The 22,429-nt window shown below is 64.2% G+C and carries 18 protein-coding genes and 2 pseudogenes; 15 read left to right on the top strand and 5 right to left on the bottom strand.

Going from position 1 to position 22,429, the window contains the following annotated elements:
- Positions 1-33 precede the first annotated feature (33 nt).
- The 3 genes from AX703_RS03660 (at position 34) to AX703_RS03650 (ending at position 3,120) form a co-directional block, all read left to right on the top strand.
- A complete protein-coding gene (locus AX703_RS03660; protein ID WP_197423601.1) occupies positions 34-1,359 on the top strand; it encodes an MFS transporter in 1,326 nt (441 codons plus the stop codon).
- 39 nt (positions 1,360-1,398) lie between these two features.
- Positions 1,399-2,649: a dipeptidase gene (locus AX703_RS03655; protein WP_082734377.1), complete on the top strand. Its 1,251-nt coding sequence runs from the start codon at positions 1,399-1,401 to the stop codon at positions 2,647-2,649.
- Positions 2,650-2,742: 93 nt separating this feature from the next.
- A complete protein-coding gene (locus AX703_RS03650) occupies positions 2,743-3,120 on the top strand; it encodes a VOC family protein (RefSeq protein ID WP_039331812.1) in 378 nt (125 codons plus the stop codon).
- 35 nt (positions 3,121-3,155) lie between these two features.
- On the opposite strand, the pseudogene AX703_RS28185 reads toward AX703_RS03650, so the two are convergent.
- Positions 3,156-4,563, bottom strand: a pseudogene (locus AX703_RS28185) (short-chain fatty acyl-CoA regulator family protein).
- A gap of 225 nt (positions 4,564-4,788) precedes the next feature.
- On the opposite strand from AX703_RS28185, the gene AX703_RS03640 reads away from it, so the two are divergent.
- The 7 genes from AX703_RS03640 (at position 4,789) to AX703_RS03610 (ending at position 14,046) form a co-directional block, all read left to right on the top strand.
- A complete protein-coding gene (locus tag AX703_RS03640) occupies positions 4,789-6,315 on the top strand; it encodes an acyl-CoA carboxylase subunit beta (protein ID WP_062342692.1) in 1,527 nt (508 codons plus the stop codon).
- A 29-nt stretch (positions 6,316-6,344) separates the two neighbouring features.
- Positions 6,345-7,523 (top strand): acetyl-CoA C-acyltransferase family protein, encoded by a 1,179-nt coding sequence (locus AX703_RS03635; RefSeq protein WP_062342691.1) that lies wholly within the window; start codon positions 6,345-6,347, stop codon positions 7,521-7,523.
- Positions 7,524-7,525: 2 nt separating this feature from the next.
- A complete protein-coding gene (gene mce, locus AX703_RS03630) occupies positions 7,526-7,966 on the top strand; it encodes a methylmalonyl-CoA epimerase (protein ID WP_062342689.1) in 441 nt (146 codons plus the stop codon).
- Between the two features lie 116 nt (positions 7,967-8,082).
- Positions 8,083-10,224 (top strand): methylmalonyl-CoA mutase, encoded by a 2,142-nt coding sequence (scpA, locus tag AX703_RS03625; protein WP_062342687.1) that lies wholly within the window; start codon positions 8,083-8,085, stop codon positions 10,222-10,224.
- 32 nt (positions 10,225-10,256) lie between these two features.
- Positions 10,257-11,540 carry an O-acetylhomoserine aminocarboxypropyltransferase gene (locus AX703_RS03620; protein ID WP_062342685.1) on the top strand — a complete coding sequence of 428 codons (1,284 nt, stop codon included), beginning with the start codon at positions 10,257-10,259 and terminating at the stop codon, positions 11,538-11,540.
- A 133-nt stretch (positions 11,541-11,673) separates the two neighbouring features.
- Complete coding sequence (locus AX703_RS03615) at positions 11,674-12,024, top strand: lysozyme inhibitor LprI family protein (RefSeq protein ID WP_039331824.1); 351 nt, start codon at positions 11,674-11,676, stop codon at positions 12,022-12,024.
- The gene (locus AX703_RS03610; RefSeq protein ID WP_062342683.1) at positions 12,025-14,046 is read left to right on the top strand and encodes an acetyl/propionyl/methylcrotonyl-CoA carboxylase subunit alpha; all 2,022 of its coding nucleotides are present in this window, start codon (positions 12,025-12,027) and stop codon (positions 14,044-14,046) included.
- A gap of 148 nt (positions 14,047-14,194) precedes the next feature.
- Here the strand turns inward: AX703_RS03610 and AX703_RS03605 are convergent, their stop codons facing one another.
- On the bottom strand, positions 14,195-15,598 hold the full coding sequence (locus tag AX703_RS03605; protein WP_039331826.1) for an FAD-binding oxidoreductase: 1,404 nt from the start codon (positions 15,596-15,598) through the stop codon (positions 14,195-14,197).
- A gap of 157 nt (positions 15,599-15,755) precedes the next feature.
- On the opposite strand from AX703_RS03605, the gene AX703_RS03600 reads away from it, so the two are divergent.
- Entirely contained in the window at positions 15,756-16,145 is a 390-nt protein-coding gene (locus AX703_RS03600) for a cytochrome c family protein (protein ID WP_369820982.1), read from the top strand.
- 9 nt (positions 16,146-16,154) lie between these two features.
- Here AX703_RS03600 and AX703_RS03595 read toward each other — a convergent pair whose 3' ends face one another.
- From AX703_RS03595 to AX703_RS03585, 3 genes are all read right to left on the bottom strand, one after another.
- Positions 16,155-18,092 carry an alkyl/aryl-sulfatase gene (locus tag AX703_RS03595; protein ID WP_062342681.1) on the bottom strand — a complete coding sequence of 646 codons (1,938 nt, stop codon included), beginning with the start codon at positions 18,090-18,092 and terminating at the stop codon, positions 16,155-16,157.
- 82 nt (positions 18,093-18,174) lie between these two features.
- Complete coding sequence (locus AX703_RS03590; RefSeq protein WP_062342679.1) at positions 18,175-18,444, bottom strand: hypothetical protein; 270 nt, start codon at positions 18,442-18,444, stop codon at positions 18,175-18,177.
- A 92-nt stretch (positions 18,445-18,536) separates the two neighbouring features.
- Positions 18,537-20,294 (bottom strand): fatty acyl-AMP ligase, encoded by a 1,758-nt coding sequence (locus tag AX703_RS03585; RefSeq protein ID WP_039331832.1) that lies wholly within the window; start codon positions 20,292-20,294, stop codon positions 18,537-18,539.
- Between the two features lie 163 nt (positions 20,295-20,457).
- On the opposite strand from AX703_RS03585, the gene AX703_RS03580 reads away from it, so the two are divergent.
- From AX703_RS03580 to AX703_RS28180, 4 genes and pseudogenes are all read left to right on the top strand, one after another.
- The gene (locus AX703_RS03580) at positions 20,458-21,030 is read left to right on the top strand and encodes a regulatory protein RecX (RefSeq protein WP_039331834.1); all 573 of its coding nucleotides are present in this window, start codon (positions 20,458-20,460) and stop codon (positions 21,028-21,030) included.
- Positions 21,014-21,511 carry a DUF192 domain-containing protein gene (locus tag AX703_RS03575; RefSeq protein WP_062342677.1) on the top strand — a complete coding sequence of 166 codons (498 nt, stop codon included), beginning with the start codon at positions 21,014-21,016 and terminating at the stop codon, positions 21,509-21,511. Before AX703_RS03580 ends, AX703_RS03575 begins: the two co-directional genes overlap by 17 nt.
- A gap of 80 nt (positions 21,512-21,591) precedes the next feature.
- Complete coding sequence (locus tag AX703_RS03570) at positions 21,592-22,005, top strand: NADH:ubiquinone oxidoreductase subunit NDUFA12 (RefSeq protein WP_039331838.1); 414 nt, start codon at positions 21,592-21,594, stop codon at positions 22,003-22,005.
- A pseudogene (locus tag AX703_RS28180) lies at positions 22,005-22,421 on the top strand (DUF2155 domain-containing protein); the annotation flags it as partial. The gene AX703_RS03570 and the pseudogene AX703_RS28180, both read left to right, overlap by 1 nt.
- Between the last annotated feature and the right edge of the window lie 8 nt (positions 22,422-22,429).

The raw sequence follows: 22,429 nt of genomic DNA, 5'->3' as shown, positions 1-22,429 counted from the left end.
CAATAAGCCATTCTTGGAGAGGATTCGGGCCGCATGTCACAAACCCCGCGCGAGGTGATCGAGCAGACGCCCATGGGTGTCCGCCAGTGGATCGTGGTGGTCCTGATGGTGCTGTTGAACGCGCTTGACGGGTTTGACGTGCTGTCGAGCGCCTTTGCCGCGCCGGGTATCACCGCCGATTGGGGCATTGCCCGCCCGGCGCTGGGCGTGGTGCTTTCGGCCGAGCTGCTCGGCATGGGCTTCGGTTCGGTGCTGCTCGGTGGGGCGGCAGACCGGTATGGCCGCAAGTTTACCATGCTTGCCTGCCTCGTGCTGATGGCGATTGGCATGTATCTGGCAAGCATCGCGACAGCGGTTCAGCCGATGGTTGCCTACCGGTTCCTTACCGGCATCGGCATCGGCGGGATGCTCACCACAACCAACGCGGTGGTTGCCGAAAGCACCAACAGCCGTTGGCGCTCTGTCGCCATCGCGGTTTATGTTGCGGGCTATCCGTTGGGCGCGATCGTCGGCGGAATTGCCGCATCGGAATGGCTGCTACCCACCTACAGCTGGCACGCTGTGTTTCTGTTCGGCGCGGCGGTGACCGCAGTCCTGATCCCGGTCATCCTGGTGCTGGTGCCCGAAACGGCGGCCTATCTGGCGACGAAGCGCAATCTGGCGGGCGTGAACCGCACGCTCGCCGCGTTCGGCAAGCCTGCCATCAGCGATCTCCCGGTGATCGGAGATGTGTATAAGAGACAGATCCTGTCCAACCCCAGACTGCGCCCGGTCACCCTGCTCTTGGCGTTCGGCTACACGTTCCATTGCATCACCTTCTATTACATCCTGAAGTTCGGGGTGCAGATCGTGTCCGATTATCCGCCGGGCTATCCTCCGGCGCAGGCGGCCACGGTGCTGACATACGCCAACATCGGCGGGTTCCTGGGCAGCGCGCTTTTCGGCTTCGTGATGGCGCGGCTGGGGGTCAGGTGGCCGACCGCGCTGATGCTGCTGATCGGCGCGATGCTGGTGGCCTGGTTCGGCACCGGGCGTGATACGCTCAATGCGTGGCAAATGGCGACGATGATCGCCGGTTTCTTCACCAATGCGGCGATCAGTGGCTACTATGCCGCCTTTGCGCGCGGCTTCCCGGCCTATGCGCGGGCCACCGGCACAGGTTTCGCGCTGGGCGTCGGGCGGCTGGGCGCTGCGGGCAGTCCGTTGCTGGCGGGCACCCTGTTTGGCTGGTTGGGAGACGACCAACTGCTGACGGTGTCGATCATCATGGCAATGGGCTCGGTGGTCAGCCTCGTGCTGTTCCTGATGCTGCCCGAGCGCGATGGCGACGACGTGATGGCGGATCAGCCTGGCGCGTAGGACCACTTCAGGATATCTGACCGGATCGGAGCGGGTGGAATGCGCATAAACAGAAGCCTCGTTTCGCCCCTCGTCTGCATGGCCCTGTTGTGGGGGAGTTGCGGGGGAGTTGCCGCAGAGTCCCGCAAGAGTTCGCGAGAGTTGGAAAGCGGCTCGCCGTTGGTCTGGGACGGTCATAACGACGTCCCCGAACAACTCCGTGAACGGCGCAAGGACGTGCTGGAAGGCTTTGATTTCAATGACACACGTGGCGTCGGGATGATGACCGACTTGCCCAGAATGCGCGCCGGAAATGTGGGAGCGCAGTTCTGGTCGGTCTATGTCTCGGCCGATCTGCCCGAACCGCAGGCGGTGCAGGCCACGCTCGAACAGATCGACGTGATGAAGCGCCTGATCGCGCGGCATCCGGCCGAAATGCAGTTCTGCATCGACACGGCCTGCGTTGAAAAAGCGTGGAAATCAAAGAAGATAGCCTCGCTCCTCGGCATGGAAGGCGGCCACTCCATCGGCGGCTCGATGGGCGTCCTGCGCCAAATGCACGCTTTAGGCGCGCGCTACATGACGCTCACGCATTTCAAGAACAATGCCTGGGCGGATAGCGCCACCGACGCCCCCGCGCACGATGGTCTGACGCCGTTCGGAAGACAAGTTGTCAAGGAAATGCAACGGCTTGGCATGCTGGTCGACCTCGCCCACGTCAGCGAGGCGACCATGCGTGACGTGCTGGCGCTGGGCGGTCCGCCGCCGATCGTAAGCCACTCCAACGCCCGTGCGATCAACCACCACGCTCGCAATGTCTCGGACGAGACGCTGAAGGCGATCGGCGTTGCTGGCGGCATCGTCATGGTCAACTTCTATCCGCCCTATGTCGTTGAAGCGGCACGACAATGGAGCGCTGCGCGGGACGCCGAAGCGGCGCGCGCCAAGGCGCTCAATCGTGGCGATCCCGCCGCCGAGAAGGCGGCGCTCGCGGCATGGGACAAGGCTAACCCGATGCCGCGCGGCAGCGTCAAGGACGTCGCGGATCATATTGATCACATTGCAAAATTGATCGGCGTCGGCCACGTCGGACTCGGTGGAGACCTCGATGGCGTCGAGGCCACTGTACAGGGCATGGAAGACGTCTCGACCTACCCCGTGCTCTTCGCCGAACTGTCCCGGCGCGGCTGGTCGAAGGCGGATCTCGGGAAGCTTGCCAGCGGTAACATCCTGCGGGTGATGAAGGCTGCCGAGGCTTATGCCGCCGCGCACCGCAGCGATGCCCCGCTTGAAAGCGCGACGACGTTCTGACGTTTCATTTCGCCGCCATTTTCGCTCTCGACGCAAGGGCGGGAAGGCGGCAAGATAGTTTGGTTCAATAACAATCTGGACGGAGAGACCACCTTGTTTACCCACACTTTCCTTGGCACCAATGACATCGAAAAGTCGCGCAAGTTCTACAGCGCGGTAATGCAGACTCTCGGTCACAATGCGGTGGAACTGCCGCACGGCACGCTGTTCCCTTCGCCCAACGGCTCGCTGATCGTGGCGAAGCCAAGCAACGGCGAAGCGCACACCGTCTCCAACGGCTACACGCTCGGCTTCAAGGCGGCCGATTCCTCGGTGGTTGATGCCTGGCACGCCGCAGGCCTTGCTAACGGCGGCACCTGCGAAGGTCAGCCGGGCGTTCGCGAAAACTCGCCGGGCAAGCAGTATGGCGCCTACCTGCGCGATCCGGATGGCAACAAGATCTGCGCTTTCGCGCCCAATCCCAACGCCTGATCGCCAGCCGCCCCGGTATCGAGCCGGGGCGGCCTTCACATGTCCGTGATCCCGTAAGGCACCAGATCGCGGGCATGCGGGTCGACCACGATGGCGCGGTCGCTGGGCGGGAAGGCGCGCTGGTCGCACTTGTCGCGCGGGCAGATGCGGCAGGAAATGCCGATCCGCGTCACGGCCTCGGGCCGTGCAAGATTGATCCCGTCGGCATAGATGAACTCATCGGCCAGCGCCGCCTCGCAGCCCAGGGCCACGGCGTAGCGGCGCGGTATGCGATAATAGCTGCCCGAAGGCTTCACCAGGCCCTTGGCAATCGAGACATAGCGCACGCCATCGGGCATTTCTGCGGCCTGTACGTGGATGCGATCGGGGATCGCCACGGCTTCGTGCACCACCCATAGCGGGCAGGCACCGCCGAAGCGGGCGAACTGAAGGCGCGTGGCCGAGTGGCGCTTGGTGATGTTGCCGGCCATGTCGACGCGGCAGAAGAACATCGGAATCCCGCGCGCCTGCGGGCGTTGCAGCGTCGACAGGCGATGGCAGACCTGCTCGAAGCTGGCCCCGAAAGTCAGGCGCAGCTGATCGATATCATGCCGCAGCGCACGGGCGCGGGTGCGGAACCATTCGTAGGGCATGATCAGCGCGCCTGCCGCATAATTGCCCAGGCCTACGGTCAGGAGCTGGCGCGCGGCGTCCGATTGCAGCGTTGCCTCGCCGACGATGGCGCTGATTTCATCGCGCAGGGCTTCGGCCGCCAGCTGGTATGCGATCTGGAACCGGGCGGATTCGATCGGCTGGTTGGGGTCTATGGTGAGGCGGCGCTTCGGGGTCGAAGCGCCGCATTGCCCCGCCGCTGACCTGTTCAACAGCGATGCCGCGACTCTCCAGCCAGCTTGCCATTTGCGCCGATGTCGGCGTCAGCCCGGTGCCGGATAGTCGCACCGCCAGTCGTTCGGCGGCGCGGTCGATGGTATCGACGTAGTTGTTGGCGTGGTGGAACCAGTCGCGCACTTCTTCCCACGGCAGGCGGCCGCCGGAGATACTGTCCGATCCCAGCGCCTCGTCGATGGCTTCGAGCCGCTGGACCGAGCGGCGGTGCTGGTCCCACAACTGGGCGAAGGCCTGGGCGAAGGCGGGGTATTGCTCTGCAACGCGCTCCACCTGATCGCCGGGAAGCATCTGGCCCAGCATCGGATCGGCGGTGGCATCGCGCAAGGCGGAAAGCACCGGCTCGACCCGGTCGGCAGCGAAGTCCTGCCATTCGACCGGAAAGCTCTGCTGCAACCGGTCGGTCAGCGCAGGGGTCAGGGGACGCTCGTCATTCTCGATCTGCGAGAGATAGGAGGCGCTGATCCCCAGAAGCGATGCCATCTCGCCCTGGCGCAGCTTTCGCGTGACGCGCAGAGCCTTGAGTTGTTCGCCTGCAAACAAGCGGCGTCGCGCCATTTATCCCGTCCCCCAGCTCCAGCCGGTTTTGCAAAGTGATCCTTCGCAAGTTTGCAGAATAACATTGGACTTGGCAAGCGGCGTGGCGCAGTTGGAACGCCGATCCGCGCCCGGTGTCGTTCCGGCAGGGCGCGGGCGCGGCTCTGGCGTGGCGCCTCGGGGAGGAGGAGCAGGCCGGAGTCGCAGCAGAAAACGGTCCGCCAGTCAGAAGAAGGGATGCCACGCATGTCCGCCAATATCGCCGAAATGGAAAAGCGCCGGGAAGCCGCGCGGCTGGGTGGCGGGCAGAAGCGCATTGATGCCCAACATGCCAAGGGCAAGTTGACCGCACGCGAACGCCTCGAAGTGCTGCTGGATGAGGGCAGCTTCGAGGAAGTGGACATGTATGTCGAGCACAACTGCGTCGACTTCGGCATGCCCGACACCGTCATTCCGGGCGATGGCGTGGTCACCGGATCGGGCACGATCAACGGCCGTCTGGTCTATGTGTTCAGCCAGGACTTCACGGTGTTCGGCGGATCGCTTTCGGAGCGGCACGCACAGAAGATCTGCAAGATCATGGACATGGCGCTGAAGGTCGGCGCGCCGGTGATCGGCCTCAACGATTCCGGCGGCGCACGCATCCAGGAAGGCGTGGCCTCGCTCGGCGGCTATGCCGAGGTGTTCCAGCGCAACGTGCTGGCGTCGGGCGTCGTGCCGCAGCTTTCGCTGATCATGGGGCCGTGCGCCGGCGGCGCGGTCTATTCGCCTGCCATGACCGACTTCATCTTCATGGTGAAGGACAGCTCGTACATGTTCGTCACCGGCCCGGATGTGGTCAAGACCGTGACCAACGAGGTCGTCAGCCAAGAGGAACTGGGCGGCGCGGTGACGCACACGACCAAGACCTCGGTCGCCGACCTCGCGCTGGAGAACGACATCGAGGCGCTGCTGGCGGCGCGCGATTTCTTCGATTACCTGCCGCTGTCGAACCGCCAGGACGTGCCCGAGCGGCCCACCTCGGATCCTTACGACCGCCTCGAGCCCAGCCTCGATACCATCGTGCCGGCTTCGGCGACGCAGCCCTATGACATGCACGAAGTCATCCGCAAGACAGTGGACGAGGGCGAGTTCTTCGAGATCCAGCCCAAGCATGCCGCGAACATCATCTGCGGTTTCGGGCGCGTCGAAGGCCGCACCGTGGGCGTGGTCGCCAACCAGCCGATGGTGCTGGCAGGTGTGCTCGACATCAACTCCTCCAAGAAGGCCGCGCGGTTCGTGCGCTTCTGCGATGCGTTCAACATTCCGATCGTGACCTTCGTCGACGTTCCGGGCTTCCTCCCCGGCACGGCGCAGGAGCACAATGGCATCATCAAGCACGGCGCCAAGCTGCTCTTCGCCTATGCCGAGGCGACCGTGCCGAAGATCACCGTCATCACCCGCAAGGCCTATGGCGGCGCCTATGACGTGATGGCCTCCAAGCACCTGCGCGGCGACCTCAACTACGCCTGGCCGACCGCCGAAATCGCGGTGATGGGCGCCAAGGGCGCGGTCGAGATCATCTTCCGCGGGCTTTCCGCCGAAGAGCAGGCGGTGAAGACCAAGGAATACGAGGACCGCTTCGCCAACCCGTTCGTGGCGGCGAGCAAGGGCTTCGTCGACGAGGTGATCCACCCGCACTCGACACGTCGCCGCGTCGCGCTGGGTCTCAGGAAGCTCAAGAACAAGGCCCTCGAGAACCCGTGGAAGAAGCACGACAACATTCCGCTCTGACTTGTCCCAAGACTTTGGAAAGACCGACCATGACCGACATCTACATCGTCTCGGGCGCGCGTACCGCCATCGGCTCGTTCGGCGGCGGCCTTGCCTCGCTGCGTCCGGCCGAAACCGGCGCGATTGTCATCAAGGAAGCGATTGCCCGCGCCGGGATCACGCCTGACAAGGTGCAGAACGTGGTGATCGGCACGGTCGTGCCGACCCAGCCCAAGGATGCCTATGTCAGCCGCGTCGCGGCGGTAAACGCGGGCGTGCCGATCGAGGCTCCCGCCATGAACGTCAACCGCTTGTGCGGTTCGGGCCTGCAGGCAATCGTCTCGGCAGCGCAGGGCATTGCCCTTGGTGAGCAGGACATTGCCATCGGCGGCGGCGCTGAAAGCATGTCGAACGCGCCGCACATGGTGCTGACAGCGCGCAACGGGCAGAAGATGGGCGACCAGGTGCTGATGGACGCCATGCTCGGCGCGCTGCACGATCCGTTCGAGAACATCCACATGGGCGTGACGGCGGAGAACGTGGCCGAGCGCTGCGCGATCAGCCGCGAGGAGCAGGACGCGCTGGCGGTGGAAAGCCACAAGCGTGCGGCCGCAGCCATCGCAGCGGGCTACTTCAAGGAGCAGATCGTCCCGGTCGAGATCAAGACGCGCAAGGGCGTGACGGTGTTCGATACGGATGAGCACGTGCGCGCCGATGCCTCGGTCGAGGCGATGGCTGGCCTCAAGCCGGTGTTCAAGAAGGACGGCACGGTTACCGCCGGCAACGCGAGCGGAATCAACGACGGCGCGGCAGCGGTCGTGCTCGCCAGCGGCAAGGCGGTTGAAGAGCATGGGCTGAAGCCGATGGCCAGGATCCTCGGCTGGGGCCATGCGGGCGTGGAACCGAACGTGATGGGCCTTGGCCCGGTCAAGGCCGTGCCGGTGGCATTGCAGCGGGCGGGGCTGACGCTCGACCAGATCGACGTGATCGAAAGCAACGAGGCTTTTGCGGCGCAGGCGTGCGGCGTGGCCAAGGAACTGGGCTTCGATCCGGCAAAGACCAACGTCAACGGCTCGGGCATCTCGCTCGGCCATCCGATCGGTGCGACCGGCGCGATCCTGACGATCAAGACGATGTACGAACTGCACCGCACCGGTGGGCGCTATGGCCTCATCACCATGTGCATCGGCGGCGGTCAGGGCATCGCCATGGTCATCGAGAAGGTCTGAACATGAAACTGGGCCGCCTCAACCACGTGGGCGTTGCAACGCCGGACATCGACGCTTCCATCGCGTTCTATCGTGACGTGATGGGCGCAAGTGACATCACCGAGCCGTTCGTGCTGGAAAGCCAGCAGGTGCGGGTGTGCTTCGTCAATACGCCGGGCGAGAACGGCACGGCGGGGACGCAGATCGAGCTGATCCAGCCGACCAGCCCGGACAGCGCAGTGGGCAAGTGGCTCGCGGCCAATCCCTTGGGCGGGCAGCACCACCTTTGCTACGAAGTGCCCGATATTCACGAGGCCAAGGCCTGGTTCGAGGGGCAGGGCAAGCGCGTGCTGGGTGAGCCGCGCATCGGTGCCCACGGAACGCTGATCTTCTTCGTGCACCCCAAGGACATGGGCGGGCAGCTGACCGAGATCATGGAGATGCCAAAGGGCGGGCATCACTGAGGGTGAGAGAACCGTCACCCTGAACTTGTTTCAGGGTCCATCGTGCGAATGGCACGGCGGTTCGAGTGGCAAAATGGATGCTGAAACAAGTTCAGCATGACGTGCGAGATGGCAAAATGACCGACAAGACACTGGCCGACTGGCAGGCCGCCGCCGCCAAGGAAGTGAAGGGCAAGGACCTGACCTGGCAGACGCCGGAAGGCATCGCGGTCAAGCCACTCTATACCGCCGAGGATGTGACGGCAGACCCCGGCCTGCCCGGTTTCGCCCCGTTCACGCGCGGCGTCCGCGCCTCGATGTATGCGGGCCGCCCCTGGACCATTCGCCAGTACGCCGGCTTTTCCACCGCCGAGGAATCCAACGCCTTCTATCGCCGCAACCTTGCCGCGGGTCAGAAGGGCCTCTCGGTCGCCTTCGACCTTGCCACGCACCGTGGCTATGACTCCGACCATCCGCGCGTGGTGGGTGACGTCGGCAAGGCGGGCGTTGCCATCGACAGCGTCGAGGACATGAAGATCCTGTTCGACGGCATTCCGCTCGATCAGATGTCGGTATCGATGACGATGAACGGCGCGGTCATTCCGATCCTCGCATTCTTCATCGTGGCGGGTGAAGAGCAGGGCGTCGATCGCAAGCTGCTCGACGGGACCATCCAGAACGACATCCTCAAGGAGTTCATGGTCCGCAACACCTACATCTACCCACCCGAGCCCTCGATGCGGATCATCTCGGACATCTTCGGCTACACCAGCCGCGAGATGCCCAAGTTCAACTCGATCTCGATTTCCGGCTACCACATGCAGGAAGCCGGGGCGACGCAGGTGCAGGAACTGGCCTTCACCATCGCCGACGGCATGGAATACGTGAAGTATGGCGTCGCCTCGGGGCTGGACATCGACAAGTTCGCCGGGCGCCTGTCGTTCTTCTTCGCCATCGGCATGAACTTCTTCATGGAAGTGGCCAAGCTGCGCGCCGCGCGCGTGCTGTGGCACCGGGTGATGACCAAGCTGGGCGCCAAGGACGAGCGCTCCAAGATGCTGCGCACCCACTGCCAGACCTCGGGCGTGAGCTTGCAGGAGCAGGACCCCTACAACAACGTCATCCGCACCACGATCGAGGCAATGGCCGCGATGCTGGGCGGCACCCAGTCGCTCCACACCAACGCTCTCGACGAAGCCATCGCGCTGCCGACCGACTTTTCCGCCCGTATCGCGCGCAACACGCAGATCGTGATCCAGGAAGAGACCGGCATGTGCAACGTGGTCGATCCGCTCGGCGGGTCGTACTACATCGAGGCGCTGACGCAGGAACTGGTCGACAAGGCCTGGGAAATCATCGAGCGCGTCGAGGCCGATGGCGGCATGGCCAAGGCCGTGGCCGCTGGCTGGCCCAAGGCGATGATCGAGGAAGCCGCCGCCGGGCGTCAGGCCCGCGTCGACCGTGGCGAGGACGTGATCGTCGGCGTGAACAAGTATCGCCTGGCGAGCGAGGACAAGCTCGAAACGCTGGAAGTCGACAACCATGTTGTCCGCGAAGCCCAGATCGCCCGCATCAAGCGCGTGCGCGAGACGCGTGACGAAACGAAGTGCCGTGCTGCGCTTAATGCCTTGACCGAAGGTGCAAAGACCGGCGGCAACCTGCTGGAACTCGCCGTGGAAGCTGCGCGCCACCGCGCCACGCTGGGCGAGATTTCGGATGCGATGGAAGTCGTGTTCGGCCGCCACGGCACTTTCCCGACCCCGGTGAAGGGCGTCTACGGCTCGGCCTATGCCGGGGATTCGCGCTACCAGCAGGTGCTGGATGGCGTCGAGGCGGTGACGCGCCGGCTTGGCCGCAAGCCCCGCATGCTCGTCGCCAAGATGGGCCAGGACGGGCACGATCGCGGTGCCAACGTGATTGCCTCGGCCTTTGGCGACATGGGCTTCGAGGTGACCTCCGGCCCGCTGTTCCAGACGCCCGAGGAAGCTGCCGCGCTGGCACTCGAGAAGGACGTCGATGCGGTTGGCGCATCTTCGCTCGCCGCCGGGCACAAGACGCTGATCCCCGAAATGATCGGCCATCTCAAGGCCGCAGGGCGTGCGGACATCAAGGTCGTGGCAGGGGGCGTGATCCCGCCGCAGGACTACGATTTCCTGCGCGAAGCCGGGGTGCAGGGCATCTACGGTCCGGGCTCGAACGTGGTCGAATGCGCCGCAGACATGCTGCGCCTGCTTGGCCACAACATGCCGCCGCCGGGTAGCGAGATCGACGCCGCCTGATAGTATTCGCGCCTTACAACGGGAGAGATGCGATGACACAGAAGCTCGAAACGCTGTCGGTCCACGCCGGGTGCGAGCCTGATCCGACCACCAAGGCGCGGATCACGCCGATCTACCAGACGGCCAGCTACGTGTTCGACAGTGCCGAGCACGCCGCGAACCTGTTCTCGCTGGCCGAGTTCGGCAACATCTACACGCGCATCATGAACCCGACCAACGCCGCGCTTGAAGCGAAGATTGCGGCGTTGGAAGGCGGCGTGGCTGCGCTGGGCGTGGCATCGGGCCATGCCGCGCAGTTCATCGTGTTTCACACCCTGATGGAGCCGGGCTGCGAGATCGTTGCGGCCAAGAAGCTCTATGGCGGCACGCTCAACCAGTTTGCGCACAGCTTTGCCAAGTTCGGCTGGAAGGCGGTTTTCGTCGATGCCGACGATCCAGCTGCCGTTGCCGCCGCAATCACCGACAAGACGCGTGGCGTCTTCATCGAAAGCCTCGCCAATCCCGGCGGCGTGGTGCAGGACATCGCGGTGATTGCCGAGGTTGCCCATGCGGCTGGTGTGCCGCTGATCGTCGACAACACGATGGCGAGCCCCGCGCTGTGCCGCCCGATCGAACATGGCGCGGACATCGTCGTCCATTCGTGCACCAAGTTCCTCAACGGCCACGGCAATTCCATCGGCGGGCTGATCGTGGATTCGGGCAAGTTCGACTGGGCGGCGAGCGACAAGTTCCCCTCGCTGTCGCAGCCCAACCCGAGCTACCACGGCGCGGTGCTGACCGAGGCATTGAAGCCCGTCGGCCCCATCGCCTTCATCATCGGCTGTCGCGTGTTGGGCCTGCGCGATCTCGGGCCGTCGATGGCGCCGATGAATGCGTTCCTGACGCTGACCGGCATGGAAACGCTGGCGCTGCGGATGGATCGGCATTGCAGCAATGCGCTGCATCTGGCGCAGTGGCTGCAGGCCCACCCCAAGGTGGCGTGGGTCAGCTATGCTGGCCTGCCGGAAGACCCGTATCACCAATTGGCCCGCCAGTACCTTGGCGGCAAGGGCGGGGCGGTGTTCACCTTCGGCGTGAAGGGCGGCTACGAAGCGGGCGTCAAGCTGGTCCAGTCGGTCAAGCTGTTCAGCCACCTCGCCAACATCGGCGATACCCGCTCGCTGATCATCCACCCCGCCTCGACCACGCACAGCCAGCTGGGCGAGGAAGAACTGGTGGCCGCGGGCGCGGGCGCGGACACCGTGCGCGTGTCGGTGGGTATCGAACACATCGACGACATCGTCGCCGACCTCGCGCAGGCGCTGGAGCTGGTGTGATCTTGGCAGCTTCGCCTTGCCTTTTCTCCGTCGCCCCGGGCTCGACCCGGGGCCCCGCTGCCTTTTGCGCGGTCACGGGATTAGCGGGACTTCGGGTCAAGCCCGGGGCGACGCTAGAAGTGGAGGCTTCGGCATGTCTCTAATGCTGATGCTCGCGGCAGTCAGCGTTTCGCCCGACTGCAAGAACACGTCCGTTCAAGCCGAACTCAATGATTGCGCTCATTCCGAATTCTTGAAAGCCGACCGGGCCTTGAATGCGCAGTGGAAGACTACGCTCCGTCTCTTCCGAGAGCGGTCGCCTGATGATGAGGCTCGGCTTCGTGCGGCGCAGCGCGCCTGGCTGACGTTTCGCGATGCCGAGTGTGAAGCACGCTGGCCTTTCGATCTGGGCGTTTCGCTAGACAAGATGCTTCATATCAACTGCCTGACCAATCTTACGATCGAGCGCACGGAAATGCTCGCCGAACTCGCCAAGGATATCTGAATGTTCAAGAAGATCCTCATCGCCAACCGTGGTGAAATTGCCTGCCGTGTGATCAAGACGGCGCGTCGCATGGGTATCCAGACCGTCGCGGTCTATTCCGATGCGGATGCGCGGGCGCCGTTCGTGCAGATGGCGGACGAGGCCGTGCATATCGGGCCGGCGCCGGCCGCGCAGTCGTACCTGATTGCCGACAAGATCATTGCTGCTTGCAAGCAGACCGGCGCGGAAGCGGTGCATCCGGGTTACGGCTTCCTGTCCGAGCGCACCTCGTTTGCCGAGGCGCTGGCGGCAGAAAACATCGCGTTCATTGGCCCCCCTGTCGGCGCGATTGCCGCGATGGGCGACAAGATCGAATCCAAGAAGCTCGCCAAGGAAGCGGGCGTCAACGTCGTCCCCGGCTTCGTCGGCGAGATCGAGGATACCGAGCATGCGGTGCGCATTTCGGACGAGATCGGCTATCCGGTGATGATGAAGGCCTCGGCCGGCGGTGGCGGCAAGGGCATGCGGCTTGCCTACAGCGAGAAGGACGTGCGCGAGGGCTTCGAGGCCGTGAAGCGCGAGGGCCTGAACTCGTTCGGCGATGACCGCGTGTTCATCGAGAAGTTCATTCTCAACCCGCGCCACATCGAGATCCAGATCCTCGGCGACAAGCACGGCAACATTCTCTACCTCAACGAGCGCGAATGCTCGATCCAGCGCCGCCACCAGAAGGTGGTGGAAGAAGCGCCTTCGCCCTTCGTCACCCCGAAAATGCGCAAGGCCATGGGCGAACAGTGTGTCGCGCTGGCCCGCGCGGTGGGCTATTACTCCGCAGGCACAGTGGAACTGATCGTGTCGGGCGCTGACCCCTCTGGCGAGAGCTTCTACTTCCTTGAAATGAACACCCGCCTGCAGGTGGAGCATCCCGTCACCGAGGCGATCACCGGCATCGACCTTGTCGAGCAGATGATCCGCGTCGCCTATGGCGAAAAGCTGCAGATGACGCAGGACGACATCAAGATCGACGGCTGGGCGATCGAAAACCGCGTCTATGCCGAAGATCCCTATCGCGGCTTCCTGCCTTCGACCGGGCGCCTGATCCGCTACAACCCGCCGCTGGCCGGATGGACCGATGACGGGCAGGCCAACGGGCGGCGCGGCGTGGATGGCGTGCGCGTGGACGACGGCGTATATGAAGGCGGCGAAGTCTCGATGTTCTATGACCCGATGATCGCCAAGCTGATCACTTGGGGCAAGACGCGCGACGAGGCGGCGGACAAGCAGATCCAGGCGCTCGATGCGTTCGAGATCGAGGGGCTTGGCCACAACATCGACTTCGTCAACGCGATCATGCAGCATCCGCGCTTCCGTTCGGGCGAGCTGACCACGGGCTTCATTGCCGAGGAATACCCGGATGGATTCCACGGCGCGGCAACGTCTGACGAACTGAAGCAAACGCTGGCGGCGCTGGCAGCATTTCTTGCCACCGCGCGGTCGGACCGGGCGCGGCAGGTCGACAACCAGCTTGGCCACGATCTCGATCCGCCGTCGGAATGGGCGGTGAAGATCGGTGGTTCGACCTATGCGGTGGAACTGACCGAGGACGAGATCAGCGTTGACGGCAAGGCCATCGACATCGCGCTGGAATACACGCCGGGCGACCGCATGGTGCATTGCGAGGTCGACGACAAGCCGCTGTCAGTGAAGGTCGAGACCACGCGCGCCGGGTTCAAGCTGACGACGCGGGGCGCGATCCATGACGTGCAGGTCCTGCCCGCCCACATCGCGCACCTGACCAGGCACATGATCGAAAAGATCCCGCCCGATCTTTCGAAGTTCCTGATCTGCCCGATGCCGGGCCTGCTCGTCAGCCTCAACGTGGGCGAGGGCGATACCGTGGAAGCAGGCCAGCCGCTCGCCGTGGTCGAAGCGATGAAGATGGAGAACATCCTGCGCGCCGAAAAGGCGGGCAAGGTCAAGTCGGTCAACGCCAAGGCGGGCGACAGCCTGGCGGTCGACGCGATCATTCTGGAAATGGAGTGAGGCCGGGCGGGGCGGCGCCATGTGCCCACCCCGCTGCGACTAGAATCGCTTCGCTCTCCAAGTCTCGCGGCCCTCCCGTTTACGGGAGGGCAGGAACAGGTTCTTCAACTCCCCTTCCGCACGCGGGAGGGGTTGGGGGTGGGCTGTCTCAGCTCCGGAAAATCTTGCCCGGATTGAAGATGTTGCCCGGGTCCAGCACTTGCTTGAGCGTGCGCATCACGTCCACCGCGTCCTCGCCCAGTTCATCGATGAGGCATTGCTGCTTGCCGATGCCGACGCCGTGCTCGCCGGTGCAAGTGCCGTCCATGGCCAGCGCCCGGGCGACCATGCGATGGTTGACCGCTTCCACTTCTGCCATTTCGTGCGGCGCATTCGGGTCAATCGAGAAGACGAGGTGAAAGTTGCCGTCCCCGACGTGGCCAAGAATGGTTGCGGGCACGCTGCAGCTGTCGAGATCGGCGCGGGTGGCAAGGATGCATTCGGCCAGCCGGCTCATCGGTACGCAGACGTCGGTGGTCAGGCCGATGGCGCCGGGCCGCAAGTTGACGGCAGCGTAATAGGATTCGTGCCGCGCGCGCCACAGGCGGTTGCGGTCTTCAGCCAGTGTTGCCCACTGGAACGCGCCACCGCCGTTGGCCGAAGCCAAGCCCTTGACCGTCTCGACCTGCTCGGCAACCCCGTTGGGGGTGCCGTGAAATTCGAAGAACAGCGTCGGCGCTTCGGGCAGACCCAGCTTGCTTCGCAAATTCACCGCATGGACCTGCATGGCATCGAGCAGTTCGATCCGCGCCATCGGCACGCCGCAATGGAAGGCCTGCACCACCGTTTCGATCGCGCCGGACAGCGTCTCGAATGGGCAGGTTGCGGCCATGATCGCTTCCGGCACCGGATGAAGTCGCAGGGTGATGCCGGTGATGACGCCCAACGTGCCTTCGGAGCCGATGTAGAGCCGCGTGAGATCGTATCCGGCGGCAGACTTCTTGGCGCGCTTGCCAGTGCGGATAACCTTGCCCTGCGGCGTAACCACCTCCAGGCCCAGCACGGCCTCGCGCATCGTGCCATAGCGGACAGCGTTCGTGCCCGAGGCGCGCGTCGAGGCCATGCCGCCGATCGAGGCGTTCGCACCCGGATCGATCGGGAAGAACAGGCCGCTGTCGCGCAGGTGCGCATTGAGCGCCTCGCGGCGGATGCCGGGCTGCACGGTGCAGTCGAAATCGGCATGGTTTACAGCCAGGACTGCGTCCATCGGCGTCAGGTCCAGACTGACCCCGCCTTCGAGTGGCAAGGTGTGGCCTTCCAGCGATGTGCCGGCGCCAAAGGGCACGATGGCCACGCCGGCTTCGCGGCACAGGTTGACGCAATCGACCACGTCCTGCGTTGACCGGGCAAAGACCACGGCATCCGGAAGAACGGTGGGATACTGCGATTCGCTGGCGCCATGCTGGGCGCGGATTGCTTCGCTCGTCTGACATTGCAGGCCGAAGCGGGCCGAAAGACGGTCGAGAAAGCCGTTGGGCAAAGGGCGGGCATGCGGGACAGACAGGGTTTCCATGTTTACGGCCTAACCCATCGACACCCTTTTTGCAGCAACTGCCCTAATTGATATAGCGCCTGCGCGTTCAGCCGCGATAAAGCGCGAATGCGGAATTCTCTTCGTGCGTTCGAGCTTTGCGGCTCTGGCGGCTTCTGGAACTGAACAGGGTGTATCGATGAAGAAGATGATGGGTGCGATGATCGTTGCAGGGCTGGCCGCCTCGGCGCTGGCGGGCGGAACCGCCTTTGCCCAGGCCAAGGGCGATCCGGTTGCAGGCAAGAAGATTTTCATGCGTTGTATCGCCTGCCATGCCGTGCAGCCGGGCGCCGGTGCCAAGATGGGTCCCAACCTTGCGGGCGTTGTCGGGCGCAAGGCCGCGGCGGCTCCGGGCTTCAAGTATTCCGCGGCGATGCAGAAGGCCAAGATCAAGTGGGATGATGCCACGCTCGACAAGTGGCTCACGCGCCCTGCCGCGGTTGTTCCCGGCACTTCGATGGCGTTTGCGGGCCTGCCCAATGCTGCAGACCGCGCCAACGTGATCGCCTATCTCAAGAAGCCCAACTGAGCTTGCCTATTAGGGCGTCACGATATTGAATGCGGGGTCCGGCTTGTCGAGCCAGCCGATGAGGCGGGCGAAGGCCGCCGGATCCCCTTCGATCTTCGCCTCGCCCGAGGCAACCTTGGCCGCAAGCGGCTGACCTGCAAACAAGGCTGACAGCAAATCGGCATAACGCACCGTCAGCGTCGCCTGCCGCCCTTCGCGCAGGCCCTTGCGGTGAACCAGCACGCCATTGGCGATCGTTACCGTCCAGTCCTGATCCTTGTCAGGAAAGACGAACCCGAGCGAGGCAGAGCCGTCTCCAGCCTTGGCCGGATCGAGCCGCACCGCAAGGACTTCGAACAAGTCTGACGGCGGGAGTTGGCTGATGAGGGCTGCACCGCCGGTGGGATCGGTTGCGGTGACGCCCATTTCCAGTTCGGTCGCGCCGGTGAGATACATGTTGCGCCACAGTGCGTTCTCGCTCTGGTAGGCGAGCTGGCGATAGGTACGGGCAAGCAGGCTCTTTGCCGCAGCATCATTGCCATCGGCGAAAATCACCTTGTCGAGCAATTCCGCCGTCCAGCCGTAATCGCCCTTGGCGAAGGCGTCCTCTGCCAGGGCGCGCACCCGCGCTGCACCGCCCAATGCTTCGACATATCGCCTTCCGCCCTGTTCCGGGGGCAGGGGAGCGAGGTGGACGGGATTGCCATCGTACCAACCCATGTAGAACTGATACACGGCGCGGCTGTTGAAGCTGTAGGAGCCGTAATAAGGCCGGTCGTACCACTTTGCCGCCAGCGCAGGGGGCAGCGTGAGCTGCGCCGCGATTTCAGGCCCGGTCAGGCCCTTGTTCATCAGCCGCACGGTCTGATCATGAAGGTAGGCATAGGCATCGCGGTGCTTGGCGAGATAACTGGTGATCTCGCCTGCACCAAAGCGGGGCCAGCCATGGCTGGCGATCAGCACTTCGGACCCTGCAAAGAAGTCGATCGCCTCGGTCAGCCCTTGCGCCCAGGCCTTAGCATCGCGGATCACTGCCCCGCGCGGGGTGAGGATGTTGTGCTGTGTGACGTTGGCGTTCTCGGCCAGGTCGGCAACCTTCCAATCTGGGAAGCCGAAGTTCATCTCGGCAGGGGCTTCGGTTCCGGGCGTGATCTGGAAGCGCACGCGCACGCCGTCGAGCACGAGTTCCGTGCCGGTCTCGCCGATTTCGCGCGTTGGCGGGATCAGGCTGCGCCCGCCTGCCGCCACACCCATGCCGATGCCCGAGCCCATCGAGCCTTCCGGGCCCTTGGGCAAGCCCAGGCCGAACTGATAGGAGGCGCGACGCCCCATTGCGGGACCTGCAATGACGTTCTCGCTGACGGCAGCGCGGGTGAAGCCCTGCGGAGCAATGATCGGCGCGTCCTTGGCCATGACCGAGGTGAACGCACCCGCGCCGCCGAAATGATCGACGTGGCTGTGAGTGTAGATCATGGCGGTGACGGGGAGCCTTGCCACCTTCTCGGAGATCAGCGCGTAGGCGGCGGCCGCAGTCTCGGTGGCAGTCAGCGGGTCGATCACGATCCAGCCCTGGTCCCCACGCACGAAGGTCACGTTGGCGACGTCGAACCCGCGCACCTGCCAGATGCGGTCCGTCACCTTGAACAGGCCGGCCTTGCCGAGCACCTGGGCATGACGCCACAAACTGGGGTTCACGGTGGCAGGAGCAGGGCCATTGGCAAAGGCGAAGGCGGCGGTGTCCCACACCGGCTTGCCCGCGGCGTCGCGGATCACCGGGTCTTTCAGCGTTGCCACGAACCCGCGGGTTGCGAAATCGAAGTCCTGTCGGTCGGCCATCGGCAGGTCGGCGAGGGCCGCGGCGTTGGCCTTGCGGGTGGCGTCGGTCGGTGCATCGGCCCGGGCCGGGCCTGCAACGAGCAGCAGTGACGCGCTGGCGGTCAGGGCGCGGCAAAAGTTCGTGAAACGCATGTCCTCTCCCGGCTCCGTTCTAGGTGGAGTTCCGGGTGCAGAGTGACTTTAATCGCGCGATTAGGGAAGCGGCAAAAATGACTCAGCCGAACAACCTCTGCCACAGCGTTCGGCGCTGCCTCGGCGGGAGCTGCTGACCGGTGACGCGCATAAGGTAATTGGCAAGCAGCAAGGCCTGGTTGCGCGTCATCAGCAGGTGGTGCGTGTCGATCGCCTCGGGTGTGGGCCGGGGGCTCTTGCTCGATTGTACGGTCAGATGGATGTTGCGTGCGAAAGCGCGGTGTTTCCAGCCTACGACAACGCCCGAAAGCTCGTGCGGTGTATCATCGGTCGGCGTGTTTGCCGTTGCCATAAACCCTCTCCCAATTCCCCGCTGCACAGGGAATCGGAAGATGACAATTTCGTCAAGCTTTTGAGTCGGGCAACCGTTTCGTATCGGAACGATCAGGCGGCGAGCTGGTAGGGCGCGATCTCGCCCGCGAGGTAGAGCTTCTTGGCCTTCGCGCGGCTGAGCTTGCCCGAACTTGTGCGCGGCAGCGTGCGCGGCGGCACAAGTTCGACCACGCAGTTCATGCCGGTGATCGAACGCACCTTGTCGCGGATCTGGTCGCGCAGCTTGACGCGTTCGACCGGGTCGGAAACGCGGCAATGTACGAGCACGGCGGGCGCTTCCTCGCCATTTTCGGTCTCTACCGAGAACGCGGCGATGTCGCCCTGGTGGAAGCCGGGAAGCTGCTCCACCGCCCATTCGATGTCCTGTGGCCAGTGGTTCTTGCCGTTGATGATGATCATGTCCTTGGCGCGGCCGACGATGAACAGGTAGCCCTTTTCATCGACGTAACCCATGTCGCCCGTATCGAGCCAGCCATCGACCATGCAGGCGTCGGTCGCTTCCGGGTCGCGGAAATACGAGTGCATCACCGACGAGCCGCGGCACCAGACCTTGCCGATGTGGTGATGCGAAAGCGAGTTGCCGTTCTCGCCCCGGATCGCGACCTCCATGCCCAGAACGGGCACGCCGCAATTGACCATGGCGCGATAGCGGGCGGGGCGCGAAAGATCGCGCGGCGTGCCCGACAGGCGCTCTTCCTCGACCAGTTCGACGCGAATGCCTTCGCCCGGCGGCATGATGGTGACGGCCAGCGTTGCTTCGGCAAGGCCATAGCTCGGCAGGAAGGCCTCGGCCTTGAAGCCGGCTTCGGCAAAGGCGTTGACGAAGTTCTGCATCACGTCGGGGCGGATCATGTCGGCCCCGTTGCCGGCAACGCGCCAGCGCGACAGGTCGAAACGGTCCGAGACGTGGGTCTGGCTGGAGATGCGGCGGGCGCAGATGTCGTAGCCGAAGGTGGGCGAATAGGACAGCGTCGTGCCCTTGTTGCGGCTGATCAGGTCAAGCCATGCCAGCGGACGGCGGGCGAAGTCCTCGGTCTTGAGGTAATCGACCGAGACGCTGTTGGCGATCGGCGAAAGGAAGCAGCCGACAAGACCCATGTCGTGATACCACGGCAGCCACGAAACCGCACGATCCGGATCGGCAATCTTCATGCCGTGCGAATGGCCGGCGAGGTTGGCCAGCAATGCGCGGTGCGTGACGGCGACGCCATGCGGAAAGCGCGTCGACCCGCTGGAATACTGCAGGTAGCTGATTGCGTCGGGATCAGGCGTGGGCAGGGCGGCGTCGGACTGATCGCCCGCATGGAATTCGTCCCACGAAAGACCGGCGCAGCCCTGACGCGCGGCGGCGGCGCCTGCCATTTCGGCAATCTCGCCGGGATAGACCAGCATCTTCGGGTCCGAACTGGCAAGCTGGACGGCGAGCTGGTCGATATAGCTTTCCTTACCGCCGAAGCTGGTCGGCAGGGGCAGGGGGACGGGCCACGCGCCTGCATACATCGCGCCGCAGAAGATCGCGGCGAAATCGGGACCGGTTTCTGCCACCAGTGCCACGCGGTCACCGGGAACGACGCCCATCGCCATCAGGCGGCGGGCGGCCACCAGCGCGTCCTCACGCAGTTCGGAATAGGGATAGACTCGCGAAAGCGTGCCGCGCGGATCGTGGAAGTTGAACCCCAGCACGCCCTTGGCGGCATAGTCCAGCGCATCGCAGAAGGTATCGAAGTCCGCATACCGACGTGGCTGCACGTCGATGTTGGGCGTGGGAACGAGAATCGCCTTGTCAGCGACAGCGTTCGAAACAGTCATGCGATACCCCGATGTTCTCTTCATTCGTCCTGCGGGCCTGTGCAGACCCGCCGATGAACGGTCCATTAGCTCGAACGGCCCATTACTGGTCCGTGACGCGAAAACAACGCCACCACGGTACGGACGTTCTCATTTAGCAGGGACTGTGGCACGAATGTGGCGGATGGACCGCAATTCCCCTGATGGCCGTGGCAACCGCCGCGAAAGGAAACCGCCAAGGCCGCTCGATGCCGCGCGGCTTGACGAAATGGCGCTGGCCTATGTCGCGCGCTTTGCCACCAGCGCGGGCAAGCTTTCCGACTACCTGAGGCGCAAGTTGCGCGAACGGGGCTGGGAGGGGGAAGGCGAAGCCGATCTTCACGCGATCGTCAGCCGATTCGTCGAACTGGGTTATGTCGACGATGCCGGATTTGCCCGCGGCAAGGCGCAAAGCCTGCTGCGGCGAGGCTATGGGGCGCGGCGCATCGAACAGGCGCTGGGCGCTGCGGGAATCGCCGAACCGCTGCGCGAGGAGGCACGTGGCAGCGATGCGGAGCGACGCCGGGCTGCACTCGTCATGGCGCGAAAGCGGCGCTTCGGCCCGTTTGGCGGGGGCAGCGGGCTTGACCCAGCCCTGCGCGAGAAGCAGGTCGCAGCCATGCTCAGGGCCGGACACCCCCTTGCCTATGCGCGCGAGGTGGTGAATGCATCCAGCCCCGAAGCTCTGGAAGAGTGGATCGATGAAGCAGCTGACTAGACTAGCCGTTCTTTCTGCCCTTGCGCTGATCGCAGGGTGCTCGCCAGGTGCGGCCGACGCCGGGGCCAAGGCGCAGCCCCAGGCGTCAGCAGCGGCGGTTCATCCGGTCTCGGGCCTCCAGATCACGCCCGTGACGGTGACCAGCGGCAACGGGGCCCACGTGTTCAAGTCGGAAGTTGCACGCACCTCTGCCGAGCAGGCCAAGGGGCTGATGTTCCGTACCGAGATCGGCGATGACGAGGGCATGATCTTCCTGCGCAATCCGCCGGATATTGCTTCGTTCTGGATGCGCAACACGGTGATTCCGCTCGACATCATCTTCGTCGGTCTCGATCGCCGCATCATCAACATCGCGGCCAATGCCAAACCTTATGACGAAACCCCGCTCCCTGCGGACGGGCCGACGCTGGCGGTGCTGGAAATCAATGGCGGGCTGGCCGCAAGGCTCGGCATCAAGCCGGGCGACAAGGTTGACTGGTAAGATGAGGGCAGCGGCATCAACGCGCTTGCCGACTCCCCCAATCAGCGGCTAAGCGCCCCCTGATATCCAAGGCAGGTAGCATGAGCATCCTCGGCAAGATCTTCACGTGGTGGAATGGTGCCACCGTCACCACCATGCTGTTCAGCGCACTGAATGGTGAGCAGGTAGGCACCGATGCGCAAGGGAACACCTATTTCCGCGCCAAGAAGCCCTATCCCAAGGGCCACCCCTTTGCCGGGCGCGAACGCCGCTGGGTAATCTATAATGGCGCCAACGATGCCAGCCGGGTTCCCTCGGAATGGCATGGCTGGCTGCACGGGGCGTTCGATGGCGTGCCCGAAAGCAACCTGCCGCCACCGCGTATCTGGGAAGCGGACTTCACGCCGAATGCCACGGGGACCTCGCAGGCCTATCGTCCGCAGGGCGCGCTGGAGCGCGGTGGCAAGCGCGCCGCCGCAACCGGTGATTACGAAGCCTGGGTTCCGGAAGCCTGATGCCATCTGTCGCATCGCCGGCAATGCGTTCACTCGCACTTGCGGGTCTGCTGACGCTTGCTGGTTGCGGCGAGAAGGCTCCCGCTCCGCCGCCAGAGGCCATGGAAACAGGTGCGGCGATTGCCAGCGCATCCGGTGCCGCAGTGGAAAGCGAATTCGGCACGCCGATCAAGGACCGCGTGGCGACCCTCGGCCTGCTCAACAAGCGTAACAACATCACGCAGGACATTGTCCTCAAGAGCGGCGAATCGCGGCGGATCGGCAATGCCATCGTCAAGCTCGCCACCTGCGAGAAGACCGCGCCTTGGGAAGACCCGCCCGAGACCGGCGCCTTCGTCCAGCTTTTCGTCGAGGAGCGGGCGAGCACCGATCAGCCACTGGCCTGGCGCAAGGTGTTTTCAGGCTGGTTGTTCCGGAACGCCCC

The organism is Novosphingobium sp. CCH12-A3, assembly GCF_001556015.1.
In the GTDB taxonomy this organism is placed as follows: Bacteria; Pseudomonadota; Alphaproteobacteria; order Sphingomonadales; family Sphingomonadaceae; genus Novosphingobium; species Novosphingobium subterraneum.
Note: the sequence above shows the minus strand (reverse complement) of the source record. Positions and strands in the feature narration are given on the sequence as shown.

Coding starts and splice junctions, on each gene's coding strand:
- scpA (WP_062342687.1), top strand. CDS start 8,083: ATGACCGACAAGACACTGGCCGACTGGCAGGCCGCCGCCGCCAAGGAA.
- mce (WP_062342689.1), top strand. CDS start 7,526: ATGAAACTGGGCCGCCTCAACCACGTGGGCGTTGCAACGCCGGACATC.
- AX703_RS03615 (WP_039331824.1), top strand. CDS start 11,674: ATGTCTCTAATGCTGATGCTCGCGGCAGTCAGCGTTTCGCCCGACTGC.
- AX703_RS03605 (WP_039331826.1), bottom strand. CDS start 15,598: ATGGAAACCCTGTCTGTCCCGCATGCCCGCCCTTTGCCCAACGGCTTT.
- AX703_RS03580 (WP_039331834.1), top strand. CDS start 20,458: ATGGACCGCAATTCCCCTGATGGCCGTGGCAACCGCCGCGAAAGGAAA.
- AX703_RS03640 (WP_062342692.1), top strand. CDS start 4,789: ATGTCCGCCAATATCGCCGAAATGGAAAAGCGCCGGGAAGCCGCGCGG.
- AX703_RS03600 (WP_369820982.1), top strand. CDS start 15,756: ATGAAGAAGATGATGGGTGCGATGATCGTTGCAGGGCTGGCCGCCTCG.
- AX703_RS03585 (WP_039331832.1), bottom strand. CDS start 20,294: ATGACTGTTTCGAACGCTGTCGCTGACAAGGCGATTCTCGTTCCCACG.
- AX703_RS03575 (WP_062342677.1), top strand. CDS start 21,014: ATGAAGCAGCTGACTAGACTAGCCGTTCTTTCTGCCCTTGCGCTGATC.
- AX703_RS03655 (WP_082734377.1), top strand. CDS start 1,399: ATGCGCATAAACAGAAGCCTCGTTTCGCCCCTCGTCTGCATGGCCCTG.
- AX703_RS03590 (WP_062342679.1), bottom strand. CDS start 18,444: ATGGCAACGGCAAACACGCCGACCGATGATACACCGCACGAGCTTTCG.
- AX703_RS03635 (WP_062342691.1), top strand. CDS start 6,345: ATGACCGACATCTACATCGTCTCGGGCGCGCGTACCGCCATCGGCTCG.
- AX703_RS03610 (WP_062342683.1), top strand. CDS start 12,025: ATGTTCAAGAAGATCCTCATCGCCAACCGTGGTGAAATTGCCTGCCGT.
- AX703_RS03595 (WP_062342681.1), bottom strand. CDS start 18,092: ATGCGTTTCACGAACTTTTGCCGCGCCCTGACCGCCAGCGCGTCACTG.
- AX703_RS03660 (WP_197423601.1), top strand. CDS start 34: ATGTCACAAACCCCGCGCGAGGTGATCGAGCAGACGCCCATGGGTGTC.
- AX703_RS03570 (WP_039331838.1), top strand. CDS start 21,592: ATGAGCATCCTCGGCAAGATCTTCACGTGGTGGAATGGTGCCACCGTC.
- AX703_RS03620 (WP_062342685.1), top strand. CDS start 10,257: ATGACACAGAAGCTCGAAACGCTGTCGGTCCACGCCGGGTGCGAGCCT.